Here is a 13,601-nt window from a genome sequence, read left to right as displayed (position 1 = left end):
AAAAGGAGTGTATTTTGTATGGAAAAAAAGCGTGTTGTAATTACAGGATTAGGAGCAGTAACTCCAGTAGGGACGGATGTAGAAACTGCTTGGGAAAATATTAAAAATGGTGTATCTGGAATCGGACGTATTACACGCTTAGATGCAGAACAGTTTCCGGCAAAAGTAGCAGCGGAAATTAAAGACTTTGAAGTCGAGAAATATATCGATAAGAAAGAAGCGCGTCGTATGGACCGCTTTACACAATATGCTGTTGCAGCTGCAAAAATGGCTGTAGAAGATGCGAAATTAGAAATTACAGAAGAGAATGCTCCTCGTATCGGAGTGTGGGTTGGATCTGGAATTGGTGGTATGGAAACATACGAAGAACAATTCAGAGTATATATGGAAAAGGGTGCACGTCGCGTGAGTCCATTTTTCGTACCGATGATGATTCCCGATATGGCAGCTGGTCAAGTGTCGATTGCTACTGGGGCAAAAGGAATTAATACTTGTTCAGTAACAGCTTGTGCATCAGGAGCGAATTCAATCGGTGATGCATTTAAAGTAATTCAGCGCGGTGACGCGGATGCGATGATTACAGGCGGAGCAGAAGCACCGTTAACAAATATAGCATTTGCAGGGTTTAGTTCTGCGAAAGCATTAACATTTAATGAAGATCCGGCAACAGCTTGTCGTCCGTTTGATAAAAATCGCAGCGGTTTTGTTATGGGCGAAGGTGCTGGTATCATTATCTTGGAAGAGTTAGAGCATGCGTTAGCACGTGGTGCTCATATCTACGCAGAAATCGCTGGTTATGGTGCAACAGGCGATGCATTCCATATTACAATGCCAGCTCCTGGCGGTGAAGGCGGTGTTCGTGCAATGCGTCAGGCATTAGCTGACGCTGGATTACAGCCGGAAGACATTGATTATATTAATGCGCACGGTACAAGTACAGAAGCGAATGAAAAGTATGAAACGATGGCAATTAAAGAAGTATTTGGTGAGCATGCATATAAAGTAGCGGTAAGCTCAACAAAATCAATGACAGGACATTTACTAGGTGCAGCTGGTGCAGTAGAAGCAATTATATCTGTTAAAACAATTACAGATGGTATTGTTCCGCCAACAATTAACTATGAAACACCAGATCCAGAGTGTGACTTAGATTGTGTGCCAAATAAAGCAAGACAACAAGAGGTACGTGCTGTATTAAGTAACTCATTAGGTTTTGGTGGTCATAACGCAGCATTAGTATTTAAAGCATATAAATAATAAAAGAAAAAAGTGCAGATGAAAATCTGCACTTTTTTTATGCCTTCTTTAAGTTAGTTGCATATGTATGGAACTAAGGGGGGGGAGAAAGATGGGCGTGGTTAAAACGGTAGAATGGATGCGTACGTATTATCAAGAGCCAGAAAAAATTTGTGAGAAGTTTACAAAATATTTTCCGCTTCAACAAGAAGCGTTGTATCGATTTCTTGTTTCAAAAGGAATGTTTCGCCCAGTGATAGATGGCGAGAAGGAAATCGACATATTGCAAAAAAAACGAGTATGGGAGAAGCTGGCATTAGAGTACAAAGAATTACGGGAATGGTTAAAAGGACCTGATATACCAGTATTTATTTTATTATCTGATCCATTTAACCGAACTATTCAGCGAGAGTATAACGGGAAAGCAGGATTATCAATTCGAGATGCTTTATTTTTATTTGTGAGTTCACAAAATTCGATTGGTGAGTTAAAGGCATTGCTTACCCATGAATACCACCACATATGCCGTATCCATGAAACTGAAATAAAAGAAGAACAGTATACGATTCTGGATACGATGGTTATGGAGGGCTTAGCAGAACAAGCAGTGTATGAAAGGTATGGAGATTCTTATCATGCTCCGTGGGTGTCTTATTATAGCAAACAGGAAGCAATTAGGCTTTGGCATCGGTTTCTACATGATAGCTGTAATGTGAACCGAATGACCCGGGAGCATGATATGTTGTTAAATGGATGGAGATTCTATCCACGTATGCTTGGATATGCTGTAGGATTTCATATCGTAAAGGATTGTGTAGCGCATACGAAATATAATACAAATGCTTTACTAGAAATGGATGCGAAAACGATTTTAAAAGAAGCAGTTTCTTTTGAATCATAAGAATGATGTATGGACTTAGCTGTGGCTAAGTTTTTTTATTTTGTCTCGCTATTCACGGCCCCACCTCAAGATTCAAAGGGAAACGTTGTCCAGCTCTAGCGGCTAGAATCTCCGGTTGTTTCGCCCCCTCGGACGAGGCAAAAAGCGCCTCTCTGCCTTGGGCGCGGGCGTCCTGCGATTCTGGGCGAGCCGCTTCCGTTTTTCTACAGAAAATAGGTGAAGGATAATGTGTCCGATTGGTTCAGTGGAAGATGAAAAAAACTACTAATGAAAGTTTACTTGATGAGAATGAAAGGTGAGAGACAATGAAGAAATTAATAATAAGAATATATTTCCTTCATTGGAATAAATTTTACGAAAGATGACCATAATGAGAGCTACAAACAGTTGTGAAGTGAGGGGTAAACAATGTTATATCTGCATGATGTATGGGTAAATTGGTTTGAAGGTGAAGAAAACGGGTATAACGTCTGTCATTTCTATGAATGGCGGAAGGATGATACGATCGAATTGTTAGATCAAGTACCATTAGTAAAAGTAGATTCCACATTATATCATTACATCGAGAACGAATTGCTAGAGCTTCCGCCAAAACTATTGGAAGACGTACATCATAAGGCGTATATTCGAAAAAACCATGAACGACTGCAACAAGAGTATTGTTTTGTTGTATCAGATGGAAAAGGAATTATTGCAATTGATACAATCGGATACAATATTCCGATACGCAAAAGCCGACTGATTCCAAGACAAGAGCAAATGGTGTATGAAATGGTAGAAAACGTACAGGCAGAAACATATGATTTTGAAGTGGAAGGATCGCAAAAGGAGCATCATATTTTATCACCTTCCCCGCATATGATGAATGGGCTAACGCGGAAAGAAAGACAATTAAAACAACTGCTCTTTATGGCGCTAGATCAACTACATACAACGAAAAACCCAGCGGAGATTCGCTATTGGTATACAGAATGGGATCCAGCAGCATATCCATCTGTGCAGCACTTGCCATTTGAAGAAGTGTGGAACCGTTTATATGAAGAAGCAAAGTATGGCTGGTCAGATAAACATGAACAGCTTTGTGAACGACTTGTGAGAGGACAACCGTTCTTTGAAAAGTTGTGGGAAATGGAAAACGAGCAAAAGGTAAATTAGAAGGTTGCCAAGTATTGTACTGCACCTCAATAGTTAGATTTTTGGTCTAACTATTAGGGTGTACATCAGTATTTGGCATTTTCTTTTATACATGCGGCAAAATATATCGGTGCTTGAACAAAAAATAAAGGACGTTCGATGATAAACAACATAAGAAAAAAGAGCTCATATTCAAAAAGAGCTCTTTTTGGTCACCGCTGTTTTCTTATTCTGCTGCGTCTACTTCGTCGTAAGATAGTTTCACGACTTTTGTATATTCTCCGCGTTCAATTTCTTCAGGGGCAGCGCTTCGTTCTAGTTCTTGTCCATCGTCCATGCCAGGTGCAAGGACAGGTTCTGCTTTTTGTGTTCTGCGACGGTCCATGGTTGTCACTCCTTTCAGTTTAGCTGTGTCCCATACAAGTAGAAGTATGCATATAAGAGATACATGAACGAAAAAAGAGGAGGTTGCAACCATGTCTTTGCAGCAGATTCTTTTTTATCCCGCTATTCGCGGGCAGTAAGACCAACACCTCAAGATTCAGAGAAAATCGTTGCCCAGCTCTAGCGGCTAGAATCTCCGGTCGTTTCGCTCCCTCGGACGAGGCAAAAAGCGCCTCTCTGCCTTGGGCGTGGGCGTCCTGCGATTCTGGGCGAGCCGCTTCCGCTTTTCTACAGAAGATAGGTGGGGATAACTGCTGGCATGCGCCCGATTGGTGAGTGCTTTCCATCAGTGGGGGATGAAGAAAAGCCCCACTGATGGAAGTTTCACTTTATCCGCTTATCGACGTTTGCGGCTTAATCCCATTGCATTTTCGACTTTACGAAGTTGTTTCATTGCGACGCGGTTTGCTTTTTCAGCACCTTTATCAAGGATTTCATCTAATTCGGCAGAGTTAATAAGTTCATTATATTTATCTTGAATTGGACGGATTGCTTCAACAACAACTTGTGCTAAGTCACCTTTAAAGTCGCCGTATCCTTTTCCATCATATTGAGCTTCTAGTTCTTCAATTGTTTTCCCTGAGAATGAAGAGTAGATTGTTAATAAGTTAGAAATACCAGGTTTGTTTTCTTTATCGAATTTTACGATACCGTCAGAGTCTGTTACGGCACTTTTAATTTTCTTTTCGATTGTTTTAGGATCATCAAGCATACTGATCATTGACTTTGGATTTGGATCTGATTTGCTCATTTTTTTCGTAGGTTCTGTTAATGACATAACGCGTGCACCTACTTTTGGAATGCGAATTTCCGGAATCGTAAATACTTCGCGATAACGATTGTTAAAACGTTCTGCTAAATCACGTGTTAACTCGATATGTTGTTTTTGGTCATCTCCAACTGGAACAATCTCTGTATTGTATAGTAAAATGTCTGCTGCCATTAATGGTGGGTATGTTAATAAAGCAGCCGGAACAGATTCTCTTCCTTGTGACTTATCTTTATATTGTGTCATACGTTCTAATTCGCCTACGTACGCAGTACATTGCATAATCCATCCAAGCTGACCGTGTGCTGGAACTTCTGATTGTACAAATAATGTAGCTTTCTCTGGATCGATGCCACATGCTACGTATAGTGCTGCTAGGCTGCGAATATTTTTGCGAAGCTGTACTGGGTCTTGCGGTACAGTAATCGCATGTTGGTTAACAATACAGAAGTAGCAATCATGCTCATTTTGCAGTTCTGTAAACTGCTTCATTGCTCCTAAATAGTTACCAAGTGTAATTGTTCCGCTTGGCTGAATGCCTGAAAAAATAACTGACATATGTATTTCCTCCTTAAAAAGTTGTATAGTTTTCATTTTTGATATTTTGGCTTAGAGTTCTAGCGCCTTGTAATTTTGAACAAGCCGCTTCCGCTTTTATAATACAAAAAAGCCCATTCATCCCTAAAAATAGGGACGAATGGACCGCGGTACCACCCTAATTATTTTGCTAAAGCAAAATCTCTTTATCCATTGTAACGTTGGATGTAACGCCAAAGCCTACTCCTAAAGCGTTTCGGTTTGGTGCTCAAAAGCCCATTCCATACTGTACAATTACTTGTTTTCACCGACCACAAGCTCTCTGAAATTGCCTCAATATGTACTCTTCTTTCTCATCGCATGCATATAAATTTGTAAAATGTTTTTGCACTATTATAACACACAATGAGTGGTTTGCAAATTATATAAGAACAGTGAAGGTAAGGATTGTTGATAGTGCTCCTAATATGATAGCAGTAATAACGATAGGATATGTCCATGCAAAAGAATATGTGCGGTACAATATTTCTTTCGGATCGCGCTTTTCTTCATCTTCAACTAAAGATTCAATTTTTTTATTTGATCGACCTAGTTTTTTAAAAGCATACATTGTTACATTGAAAAAACCACGCTGAAATAGAAATAAAAATCCTCCGATAATAATAAAGAGTAAAGCGATATAAAACATAATATTGACAAAATTCAACAAAAAGGAAGTAGAAAGAACAAAAGCCCATACACAAGAAACCGTAATTGTGATGCCTGTTAGTATACTAATGCGTGAAAAAAGCGTATTCAAATGCTGCACCTCCACAAAAAAATTACTAGAATTATTATACTATAAAAGTTATAATGAGTACTATAAAGAATTTTTAGAAAAATATACATAATTGCGTATTTTGTTGCAATTAGGCCACTGCAATGTTAATTTCTTTCTTTACAAAAGATACTAAAAATACATTTTAATTTAAAAATTTTAACAAAAAAATAAAAAACTATATTCACAATTGGCCTAATATATGTATAATGAAAATTGTAGAAACTTGGAGATTATTCTTTCAATTCTATATTTTCACATAGTGAGGGCGTAGGGGGTGCACGTAGGGGAGGTAATACAACTTGAAGAAGAAGCTGCTATTATTACTTGCATTGGCATGAATAGTTAGCATGCTAGGAGCTTGCAGACAAAAAGAGAATAAGCAAGCGAAGGCGGCAAGTAATAACAATGGGAAGCGAGGGTTTAATTTAACAGAAGTACATAAAATTCCGACAAGGGATGTATTTTTCGGTATAATATTCTGAATGTTCTAAAGTGTGAGGCGATAGGGTGGAAGAGCTATACCGAGTTGGAATGAACTGTTAAAAGTTGAGAAAGTTTTTATTCAAGAGGATGCAGTTATTGCTCCTGTGTTCCAAAAAGGAACATCATATATGCAACAAAGCGCTGTAAAAGATGTTGTCAAACATAATTATAGCGACAAGTTTTCTTACGAATGGGCTTTTGTCCAGCAATAATATACTTTATTCCATCGGTTACAACGGGTATATGCCTATGATGGGCATATACTCTTATTTTAAAAATAATAGTAAGAATATTTTAAACTATCTTATTGCTTTTGAGAAAATGGGGAGGTGCTAGTTATGGGACGTTATACATTGCAACGTTTCGCGTACATGATTATTACTTTATTTTTAATCACAACATTAACATTCTTTTTAATGAAATTATTGCCGGGTTCTCCGCTTAAAAACCAAGAGAAGTTATCGCCAGCACAAAGAGAAATCATTTTAGAAAAGTATGGTTTAAATGACCCTCTACCAGTGCAATATGCACATTACATGAAGAATTTAGTTAAAGGGGATTTAGGGGTATCATTCCAATATGACAACCGTCCAGTAACGGATATGATTGTTGGCCGTATTGGTCCATCTGCACAATTAGGTCTTCAAGCAATTGTTTTAGGGACTTTTATGGGATTACTACTTGGTATTGTTGCAGCTCTTCGTACGAACACGTGGGCTGATTACGGGGCGACGTTCATTTCGGTACTCGGAATGTCTGTACCAGGATTCGTTTTTGCGGCATTATTACAATATTATGTAGCGGTACAAGCTGGATGGTTACCGGTAGCGTTCTGGAAGGGATTTGAATATACAATCCTACCGACGATCGCATTATCTGTAGGTGTAACAGCTACAATAGCTCGTTTTGCACGTACAGAATTAATTGAGGTTATGCAAGCTGAGTACATTTTAACGGCAAAAGCAAAAGGGCTTAGTCAAGGTGTAATCATTGTAAAACATGCACTGCGAAATGCTCTTATCCCGATCATTACAATTTTAGGTCCAATGGTTGCTAACTTGCTGACAGGAACACTTGTTATTGAGCAGGTATTTGCTATACCAGGTTTAGGGGAACAGTTCGTTAAGTCTATCTCAGTGAACGACTATACAGTTATTATGGGTACAACCATTTTCTATAGTGCGATTTTCATTTTTGTTATATTTATTGTCGATGTACTATACGGTGTAGTTGATCCTCGTATTCGTTTAGCGGGAGGGAAAAAATAATGAAAGATGTGCAAAAATTATCGCCAGATTTATTTCAACCAGCAAATCGCAGCAATACTGATAATGAAGTCATTGCCCGTCCGAGTATAAAGTTTTGGCAAGATGTAAGAAGACGCCTGTTTGAACATAAAGGTGCAGTTTTTGGGATGATTATTCTCCTTCTCATTACGTTATTAGCGATTTTTGGTCCGATGATGAGTAAGTATTCGTATAAAGATCAAGATTTAAATCGTGCGAAATTGCCACCGAAAGTACGAGTGTTAGAGAATATTCATTGGTTGCCGTTTGATGGTGTGGATCAATACGGTGTAGACCAATATGAAAAACATGATGTTAAAGAATATTTCTGGTTTGGTACAGATGATCTTGGCCGTGATATTTGGACAAGAACATGGCAAGGGACACGAGTATCTTTATATATCGCATTATTAGCAGCGGCAATTGATTTAATCATCGGGGTTGCATATGGTGGTATTTCCGCATTCTACGGAGGCCGCGTTGATAACTTAATGCAACGTTTCGTTGAAATCTTAAACGGTGTTCCGCACTTAATTATTGTAATTTTAATGGTAATTATAATGGACCCTGGTATTTTATCCATTACATTTGCGATGGCTATTACAGGATGGATTGGAATGTCACGTGTTGTTCGTGGACAAGTATTGAAAATGAAAAATCAAGAGTATGTATTAGCATCACGTACACTTGGAGCAACAAATACACAACTAATTGTAAAGCATTTAGTACCAAACTTAATGGGCACTATCATTGTTATGACAATGTTCACAATTCCGAGTGCGGTGTTTGGAGAAGCTTTCTTAAGCTTCATTGGTCTTGGAATTCAGCCGCCGTTAGCATCATTAGGTTCTCTAGTAAGTGATGGGTATAAGTCAATTCAAACATATCCGCATATGATGTTTATTCCAGCGGCCGTAATTAGTATGTTGATTTTAGCATTTAACTTAGTAGCAGACGGTTTACGTGACGCGTTAGATCCGAAAATGCGTAAATAAGGAAGAAAGGAGAACGAATGATGAAAACATTGTTAGACGTAAAAGATTTACATGTTTCTTTTGACACACATGCTGGTGAAGTACAAGCAGTGCGCGGAGTTTCTTTTGACTTGAAAAAAGGAGAAACGATAGCAATTGTAGGGGAGTCTGGTTCTGGTAAGTCCGTTACATCTAAAGCGTTGATGGACTTAATACCAAAGCCGCCAGGGCGCATTAAAAAAGGAGAAATTCTTTTTGATGGTCGTGATTTAACGAAGTTATCAGAAAAAGAAATGCAGCAAATTCGTGGGAAAGAAATTGCAATGATTTTCCAAGATCCAATGACATCGTTAAATCCAACGATGACAATCGGTAATCAAATTATGGAAGGTCTTATTAAACATCAAGGAATGAATAAGGCTGATGCTCGCAAAGTTGCGTTAGAGCTCCTTGAACTTGTAGGAATCCCAAATCCGGAAGCGCGCTTAAAGCAATATCCACACCAATTTTCAGGTGGGATGAGACAACGTGTTGTTATTGCAATGGCGCTAGCTTGTAACCCAAAATTATTAATTGCCGATGAGCCAACGACTGCACTTGACGTAACAATTCAAGCGCAAATTTTAGAATTAATGAAAGACATTCAGCAAAAAACAGAAGCAGCTATCATCTTTATTACGCATGACTTAGGTGTTGTTGCGAATGTGGCGGACCGCGTAGCCGTTATGTATGCGGGGAAAGTTGTAGAAATTGGAACGGTTGATGAGATTTTCTATAATCCAAAACATCCATATACATGGGGATTGTTAGCTTCTATGCCAAGTTTAGATGGCGAAGAAGAGGAATTGTATGCAATTCCAGGTACACCGCCAGATTTATTAAAGCCGCCAAAAGGTGATGCATTTGCAGCGCGTAATCCACAGGCGTTAAAGATTGATTTTGAAATGGAACCACCTTTATTTAAGGTAAGTGATACACATTATGCAGCAACGTGGTTACTTCATGATGATGCTCCGAAAGTGGAGCCGCCTGAAATTGTCCAAAAACGTATTCGACAAATGAAAGCGGGTGAACAGCATGACTAATAATCGTGAAAAATTGATTGAAGTAAAAAATGTAAAACAATATTTCAATGTGGGCGGCGGAGTTGTAAAGGCGATTGATGATGTTACCTTTGATATTTACCGCGGAGAGACATTTGGACTTGTAGGAGAGTCTGGCTCTGGTAAATCAACAACAGGAAGAACGATTATTCGTTTATATGATGCAACAGCAGGAGAGGTATTATTTAATGGTGAAAATGTGCACGGTAAAAAATCACGTGCTGAATTAAAGAAATTTAACCGTAAAATGCAAATGATTTTCCAAGATCCATACGCATCTTTAAACCCGCGTATGAGCGTTGCGGACATTATTGCAGAAGGTATTGATATTCATGGTCTTGCAAAGAACAAAGAGGATCGTATGAAGCGTGTGTACGAATTGCTTGAAACAGTTGGTCTAAACCGTGAGCATGCAAGTCGTTTCCCGCACGAATTCTCTGGTGGACAACGTCAACGTATTGGAATTGCGAGAGCGCTAGCGGTAGAGCCAGATTTTATTATCGCGGATGAGCCGATTTCAGCACTTGACGTGTCGATCCAAGCGCAAGTAGTTAACTTATTGAAGAAATTACAAAAAGAAAAAGGGTTAACATATTTATTCATTGCGCATGATTTATCAATGGTAAAATATATTAGTGATCGCATCGGTGTTATGTATCACGGGAAAATTGTTGAGCTTGCAACGAGTGAAGAGTTATATGAGTATCCAATTCATCCGTATACAAAATCATTATTATCAGCAATTCCACTTCCAGATCCAGATTACGAGCGCAATCGTAAACGTATCGTGTACGATCCATCTCAGCATCAATACGGTAATGAAGAGCCAAAGATGCGCGAAATTCGCCCAGGACATTTCATTCTTTGTTCAGAAGCTGAATATAAGAAATATAAAGAAATTTATCAATAAGAGAAAACGAGCACATGAAAAATGTGCTCGTTTTTTTGGTTTTTAGAAGAAGGTAAATCATTTGTTCTTTTTTAGGTAATTTGATAAAAACATATATGATGAAAGTACAGTAATTATATTCTGATAATTTAAATAAATTAAAAAATAGTAGAAAGTGAGAGAAAAACGCGTTATAAAACGCTTACAAGACATAAAATATTAACAGAAAATTTTCATAAGATAGAAAAATAAGTATACAAATAATCAATTTGTATGTATAATATGAATTGTTAGAACTTAATTACTTTTTATTCTTTTTAATGGAAGGGCTAACATTTTTGGGGAGGGTATAATACATGAAGAAAAAGGTGCCGATGCTACTTGCATCAACATTGACAGTAAGTATGATTCTAGGGGGATGCGGATATTCAAAAGATGATTCGCAGGCGAAAGCAAAAGGGGACACAAGCAGTGCAAAGCAGGTGATTAACCTGGTTGAAACAGCTGAGCTTCCAACGATGGATACAACATTAACAACAGATGCGACATCTTCTAGCGTAATGAACAATACAATGGAAGGGTTATATCGTCTTGGAAAAGATCAAAAATTAGTTCCAGGTGTTGCCGAGTCGTATGAAAAATCAGCAGATGGAAAGAAATATACATTTAAATTACGTAAAGATGCAAAATGGTCAAATGGTGACCCTGTAACAGCAAAAGATTTTGTGTATTCTTGGCAGCGAGCAGTAAATCCAGATACAGCTGCAAAATCTGCTTACATAATGTTTGATGTGAAGAATGCAGAGAAAATTAATATGAAACAATTGCCAGTAGATCAATTAGGTGTAAAGGCAGTTGACGATTATACATTAGAAGTAGAATTAGACAATCCAGTTCCATACTTTGTGAATTTAACAGTATATCCGTTGTTCTTCCCACTTGATGAAAAATATGTGAAAGAACAAGGTCAAAAATATGGATTAGAAGCGAATACAACATTATATAATGGTCCATTTGTATTAAGTGAATGGAAACATGAACAAAGCTTCCAATTAAAGAAAAATCCATCTTATTGGGATAACAAAACAGTTAAATTAGAGGAAGTCAACTATAATATCGTAAAAGATACAGCAACAGCGGTAAATTTATATGAAACAAAAGCAATTGACCGTGTTGGTTTATCGGCAGAACTTGTAGATAAATATAGAAAAGGTAGCGATTTTAAAACGGTACACGATCCAACAGTATATTTCTTACGTTTAAATGAAAAAAATCCAGCTTTAGCGAATAAAAATATTCGTAAAGCCATTTCCATGGGCTTTGAGCGCGAAGCAATGGTAAATACACTGTTAAATAACGGTTCAAAAGGAGCATATGGTTTAGTTCCAGATGACTTTGTTAAGGGAGCAGATGGAAAAGATTTCCGCAAAGAGAATGGAAAGCTTGTAAAAACTGATGCAAAAGAAGCGAAAAAGTATTGGGAAGCTGGTAAAAAAGAACTTGGAAAAGACACAATTGAATTATCATTATTAAACTCTGATACAGACTTAGCGAAGAAAACAAGTGAGTATTTAAAAGGTGAATTAGAAAAGAATTTACCAGGTTTAAAAGTGAATTTGAAAACACAACCTTTTGCGCAATTGTTAAAATTAGAGAGCAGCGGTGATTATGATATCTCATTTAGCGGTTGGGGACCAGACTATCCAGATGCAATGACATTCCTTGATATGTTTGTGACAAACGGTGCGCAAAATAAAATGGGTTACTCAAATCCTAAGTATGATGAAATTATTACAAAAGCTAAACAAGATGGTTCAGACTTACAAGGGCGCTGGAACAATTTATTGAGTGCAGAGAAAATGTTATTCGACGATGCAGTCATTGCACCAATCTATCAACGCGGAAGATCGTATCTACAGCGCGAAACAATACAGGATATTTATATCAATAAATATGGCGGAGAGCTAAGCTTTAAATGGGCTTCTGTAAAGTAAAATGAACTTTTGATCCTAGAGTTAGTTTAAAATAATGAACATAAAAATGAAGCAGGATTAGAATCCTGCTTCATTTTTTTAGTACGTATGTTTTTTATAAATTCCTTTACCCCCGACTTGATTCCAACCGGCTTGCACTTCAGAGGATTTATCTACGAATTTCATTTTGTCTTTACCGCCAAACAATTTTTCCCCAATCCCATTTGTAATAATTCCGACTGTTGCGGTAATCCCAATGACTAATGCTGCAACGATTGCAAAATCAAGAAAAAATGCCCCCATACATAAGCCCCCTTTGTATATGTATATATGTATTGTATGTGAAAAAAGATAGAAAAGAAAGAAAAGAAAGAATTCTCTCATAAAATGTGAGTACTTTTATAAATTAGTATGTTGTTTGCTTTTTGCTACTTCAAAAAGAAGTTTAAATTTCTTTTTGAAGTAGCAATTGCTACAATTACAATACTTTTTACTCATAAAGTGGATGAGCAAAATGTTGTGAAATTGGATGGACCTTTTGAAAAAAATATCCCTTATTATAGAAGGAAAAGGTAGTATTCTTTCATTATATTGGTTATGTTCATAAGCATAGAACGTGTCTTTTATATTCAAGTGCCCCCTTAGTATAGATAAATGTCCTCATCTAGAAAATGTAAAATTTTTCGGAAATCTATCTATTAGGCTTTCTGTTCAAATAGGCTCATTTTAGAGAGGTGAAAACCAATGAAATTTGCATTTTTATTAGTCATTATTATTATAATTGTATCACTCCTGGGTACGGTATTAGTTGCAAGAAATACGGAGGAGAATTATGGTAACTCTACGAAGCAGAATGTGACTAATTTGTCTGTTATTTATATCGTACTTCTTTTAAGTCTTCTTATAGGAGTTACATGGTATGCGACTGTCATCTTGTAGTCTTTCTGCTTAATAAAATCAATAGTGGACGGAGATAAATGAATGATAAAGGTTAGCGAACATCATTGTTAGTCGCCGCATAATTATTGTGTCAATTCATTTCGAAAGGGGAT

At 37.4% G+C, this 13,601-nt stretch carries 13 protein-coding genes and 1 other annotated feature; of the genes, 9 read left to right on the top strand and 4 right to left on the bottom strand.

Annotated elements, in window-relative coordinates; genetic code table 11:
- The first annotated feature begins 18 nt into the window (after window positions 1-18).
- The 3 genes from fabF (at window position 19) to WAX78_RS18765 (ending at window position 3,292) form a co-directional block, all read left to right on the top strand.
- A complete protein-coding gene (fabF, locus tag WAX78_RS18775; RefSeq protein WP_336483522.1) occupies window positions 19-1,257 on the top strand; it encodes a beta-ketoacyl-ACP synthase II in 1,239 nt (412 codons plus the stop codon).
- Window positions 1,258-1,348: 91 nt separating this feature from the next.
- Window positions 1,349-2,137 carry a DUF2268 domain-containing putative Zn-dependent protease gene (locus WAX78_RS18770; RefSeq protein ID WP_336483521.1) on the top strand — a complete coding sequence of 263 codons (789 nt, stop codon included), beginning with the start codon at window positions 1,349-1,351 and terminating at the stop codon, window positions 2,135-2,137.
- A gap of 408 nt (window positions 2,138-2,545) precedes the next feature.
- Window positions 2,546-3,292 carry a YjbA family protein gene (locus WAX78_RS18765; protein ID WP_336483520.1) on the top strand — a complete coding sequence of 249 codons (747 nt, stop codon included), beginning with the start codon at window positions 2,546-2,548 and terminating at the stop codon, window positions 3,290-3,292.
- Between the two features lie 205 nt (window positions 3,293-3,497).
- Here WAX78_RS18765 and WAX78_RS18760 read toward each other — a convergent pair whose 3' ends face one another.
- From WAX78_RS18760 to WAX78_RS18750, 3 genes are all read right to left on the bottom strand, one after another.
- Window positions 3,498-3,656, bottom strand: coding sequence for a hypothetical protein (locus WAX78_RS18760; RefSeq protein ID WP_336483519.1), 159 nt, complete (start codon window positions 3,654-3,656; stop codon window positions 3,498-3,500).
- Window positions 3,657-4,052: 396 nt separating this feature from the next.
- A complete protein-coding gene (gene trpS / locus WAX78_RS18755; RefSeq protein WP_336483518.1) occupies window positions 4,053-5,042 on the bottom strand; it encodes a tryptophan--tRNA ligase in 990 nt (329 codons plus the stop codon).
- Between the two features lie 128 nt (window positions 5,043-5,170).
- Window positions 5,171-5,387 (bottom strand) — a binding site (T-box leader).
- Between the two features lie 55 nt (window positions 5,388-5,442).
- A complete protein-coding gene (locus tag WAX78_RS18750; RefSeq protein ID WP_413789211.1) occupies window positions 5,443-5,820 on the bottom strand; it encodes a DUF3899 domain-containing protein in 378 nt (125 codons plus the stop codon).
- Between the two features lie 842 nt (window positions 5,821-6,662).
- Here WAX78_RS18750 and opp3b point away from each other — a divergent pair.
- The 5 genes from opp3b (at window position 6,663) to WAX78_RS18725 (ending at window position 12,570) form a co-directional block, all read left to right on the top strand.
- Window positions 6,663-7,592, top strand: a complete 930-nt coding sequence (opp3b, locus tag WAX78_RS18745; RefSeq protein WP_336483517.1) for an oligopeptide ABC transporter permease — start codon at window positions 6,663-6,665, stop codon at window positions 7,590-7,592.
- Window positions 7,589-8,605 (top strand): oligopeptide ABC transporter permease, encoded by a 1,017-nt coding sequence (gene opp3C, locus WAX78_RS18740; RefSeq protein WP_336483733.1) that lies wholly within the window; start codon window positions 7,589-7,591, stop codon window positions 8,603-8,605. The genes opp3b and opp3C overlap by 4 nt, the downstream gene beginning before the upstream one ends.
- A 20-nt stretch (window positions 8,606-8,625) precedes the next feature.
- Window positions 8,626-9,669, top strand: a complete 1,044-nt coding sequence (locus tag WAX78_RS18735; RefSeq protein WP_336483516.1) for an ABC transporter ATP-binding protein — start codon at window positions 8,626-8,628, stop codon at window positions 9,667-9,669.
- Window positions 9,662-10,597: an ABC transporter ATP-binding protein gene (locus WAX78_RS18730; protein WP_336483515.1), complete on the top strand. Its 936-nt coding sequence runs from the start codon at window positions 9,662-9,664 to the stop codon at window positions 10,595-10,597. The genes WAX78_RS18735 and WAX78_RS18730 overlap by 8 nt, the downstream gene beginning before the upstream one ends.
- 335 nt (window positions 10,598-10,932) lie before the next feature.
- On the top strand, window positions 10,933-12,570 hold the full coding sequence (locus WAX78_RS18725) for a peptide ABC transporter substrate-binding protein (protein WP_336483514.1): 1,638 nt from the start codon (window positions 10,933-10,935) through the stop codon (window positions 12,568-12,570).
- 78 nt (window positions 12,571-12,648) lie between these two features.
- Here WAX78_RS18725 and WAX78_RS18720 read toward each other — a convergent pair whose 3' ends face one another.
- Window positions 12,649-12,852 (bottom strand): hypothetical protein, encoded by a 204-nt coding sequence (locus WAX78_RS18720; protein ID WP_230574982.1) that lies wholly within the window; start codon window positions 12,850-12,852, stop codon window positions 12,649-12,651.
- Window positions 12,853-13,293: 441 nt separating this feature from the next.
- Between WAX78_RS18720 and WAX78_RS18715 the strand changes: the two genes are divergently transcribed.
- Window positions 13,294-13,488, top strand: coding sequence for a hypothetical protein (locus WAX78_RS18715; RefSeq protein ID WP_336483513.1), 195 nt, complete (start codon window positions 13,294-13,296; stop codon window positions 13,486-13,488).
- Window positions 13,489-13,601 lie beyond the last annotated feature (113 nt).

Origin of the sequence: Bacillus yunxiaonensis (assembly GCF_037104695.1) — a bacterium.
Taxonomy (GTDB): Bacteria; Bacillota; Bacilli; order Bacillales; family Bacillaceae_G; genus Bacillus_A; species Bacillus_A yunxiaonensis.
This window is presented reverse-complemented; position numbering and strand designations above follow the sequence as displayed.

Coding starts and splice junctions, on each gene's coding strand:
- fabF (WP_336483522.1), top strand. CDS start 19: ATGGAAAAAAAGCGTGTTGTAATTACAGGATTAGGAGCAGTAACTCCA.
- WAX78_RS18770 (WP_336483521.1), top strand. CDS start 1,349: ATGGGCGTGGTTAAAACGGTAGAATGGATGCGTACGTATTATCAAGAG.
- WAX78_RS18765 (WP_336483520.1), top strand. CDS start 2,546: ATGTTATATCTGCATGATGTATGGGTAAATTGGTTTGAAGGTGAAGAA.
- WAX78_RS18760 (WP_336483519.1), bottom strand. CDS start 3,656: ATGGACCGTCGCAGAACACAAAAAGCAGAACCTGTCCTTGCACCTGGC.
- trpS (WP_336483518.1), bottom strand. CDS start 5,042: ATGTCAGTTATTTTTTCAGGCATTCAGCCAAGCGGAACAATTACACTT.
- opp3b (WP_336483517.1), top strand. CDS start 6,663: ATGGGACGTTATACATTGCAACGTTTCGCGTACATGATTATTACTTTA.
- WAX78_RS18735 (WP_336483516.1), top strand. CDS start 8,626: ATGAAAACATTGTTAGACGTAAAAGATTTACATGTTTCTTTTGACACA.
- WAX78_RS18730 (WP_336483515.1), top strand. CDS start 9,662: ATGACTAATAATCGTGAAAAATTGATTGAAGTAAAAAATGTAAAACAA.
- WAX78_RS18725 (WP_336483514.1), top strand. CDS start 10,933: ATGAAGAAAAAGGTGCCGATGCTACTTGCATCAACATTGACAGTAAGT.
- WAX78_RS18720 (WP_230574982.1), bottom strand. CDS start 12,852: ATGGGGGCATTTTTTCTTGATTTTGCAATCGTTGCAGCATTAGTCATT.
- WAX78_RS18715 (WP_336483513.1), top strand. CDS start 13,294: ATGAAATTTGCATTTTTATTAGTCATTATTATTATAATTGTATCACTC.